The sequence below is a fragment of the Streptococcus parasanguinis genome, from assembly GCF_001578955.1.
GTDB classification, from domain to species: Bacteria; Bacillota; Bacilli; order Lactobacillales; family Streptococcaceae; genus Streptococcus; species Streptococcus parasanguinis_U.
Window position 1 is genome coordinate 118,336 of the sequence record NZ_KQ969692.1, and the last position, 1,769, is coordinate 120,104.

At 44.8% G+C, this 1,769-nt stretch carries 3 protein-coding genes; all 3 read right to left on the reverse strand.

Features of this window, described 5'->3' with window-relative positions:
• Positions 1-2 precede the first annotated feature (2 nt).
• Positions 3-680, reverse strand: a complete 678-nt coding sequence (locus tag SPADD19_RS08765) for a rhomboid family intramembrane serine protease (RefSeq protein ID WP_061455812.1) — start codon at positions 678-680, stop codon at positions 3-5.
• Positions 664-1,203, reverse strand: a complete 540-nt coding sequence (locus tag SPADD19_RS08770) for a 5-formyltetrahydrofolate cyclo-ligase (protein ID WP_061455813.1) — start codon at positions 1,201-1,203, stop codon at positions 664-666. The genes SPADD19_RS08765 and SPADD19_RS08770 overlap by 17 nt, the downstream gene beginning before the upstream one ends.
• A gap of 109 nt (positions 1,204-1,312) precedes the next feature.
• The coding region (locus SPADD19_RS12900) for a M20/M25/M40 family metallo-hydrolase (RefSeq protein WP_338322296.1) at positions 1,313-1,769 on the reverse strand (457 nt) is incomplete at its 5' end.

A 1,769-nucleotide genomic window follows, 5' to 3' on the forward strand; every position in this document is an offset into this window, starting at 1 on the left:
TCTTAAAATAGATTCAAGATTTTACCTAAGAAATAAAGCAAAAGCAAGAGATAAGATAGAGCTGCACTAATCTGATAGGTTCGGTTCATAAAGCGAGCTTCCCCTCTTACTGGAAAGACATAAGCCAACATGACCCCAGCTACTAAGCCACCGATGTGCCCCGCCATACTGATCCCTGGCATGAAGCTAAAGATCAAATTGACCACAATCAAGCTGGTATAGGACTGACTCAAGTGGCGAATATAGGGACTTTGAACAATAAAGCGCAGAGCACCAATGGTCCCAAACAGTCCAAAGAGGGCTGTAGAAGCTCCTGCTGCAATCACATCCGGCGTAAAAATAGCGACAAAGACATTGCCCATCATGCCTGATAAGAGATAGAGAGCTAAGAAAGCCTTGGAACCAAAGAGATCTTCTGCCAAACGTCCCAAGTAATAGAGGGTGATCATATTGAGCACAAAATGTTCTAGGCCGATGTGAACAAAGGTAGCTGTCACTATTCGCCATAACTGGCTGGGATCGACTTTCACAACCTCTCCAATAATCCCACCACTATAGTAAATAGCAGCACCTGTTTGGTAGTCGCCTCCAAATCGGATAAACATGGAAAGAAAGACTGCCGTTGTGACGAGCAATAAAATGCTGGTCACAGGATAACGACGATCAAAGAGCAACTTCATAGACTAGCACCTCCTGAACTGCCTGATCAAAAGCATCTGGCTGGAACTCCTTCTGCTGGATGGAATAAATCGTACTAACCGTTTTTCCAGTAAAATCTGCTAAATAACGATCATAATAGCCACCACCATAGCCAATTCGGTAGCCTTTTGACTGGAAGACCACGCCTGGTACATGGATCAGATCAATCTCTGACTGATCCACAACCCTTCCTTTTTCATTGGGCTCCAACAAACCAAAGCGTGTCTTTTCCAAAATGTCAGGATCGTATTCCACAAATTCCATCCGACCTTGTGGATAGGTACGGGGAACACAGACGCGTTTTCCAAGTTGAAGAGCAGCTTGGATCAAGCCAACTGTGGAAACTTCATGGTCAAAAGACAGATAGGTCGCAAGGGTCTTTGCCTCCTGAAAGGCTGGAAGCTCCAAGAGGCGCTGAGTCAGCTCTTCATCTGCTTGAGTTTTCACGGATTCTGGCAACTGTTTCATGGCTGCAATGGTTTCTTTTCGTAGTGTTTTCTTCATTCCCTACTCCTTTTGTCTAGCTTTAATTGTATCATTTTTTAGGAAAGATCCGAACAGTTTTTATACAACAAAGAAAAAATCCAACTCCAGACGGAGTTGAATCATTCCTTTATTGGTTGGCCTTCATTTTCAAAAATTTACCAATGTTTTCCACAGCGAAGGGAAGGGCTGCTTCATTTGGGCTCATCTTCGGATGGTGCAAGGCATATGGGGTATCAATACCCAGCCAGAACATGACACCCGGGACTTTGCTCAAGAGAAAGCCGAAGTCTTCTCCTGTCATCGCAGGCAGAATATCAATCAGGTTCACGTCTTTCTCAGCTGTGAAAAAGTCCATGAGTTCTTTGGCCAATTCTGGTTGGTTTTCCACAGGCAGGTAGCCCCCTTGCTTGAGTTCCAGGTCCAATTTCACATCAAAGGCTGCTGCAACTCCTTCTGCAATGGCTTTGACCCGTTTTTGAGTCAAAAGGTTCATCTCCATGGTCAAGGTCCGAATGGTCCCATGAAGGAAGGCTGTCTCAGCAATCACATTATTGGTTGTTCCTGCATGCATGGAACCAAAGGTC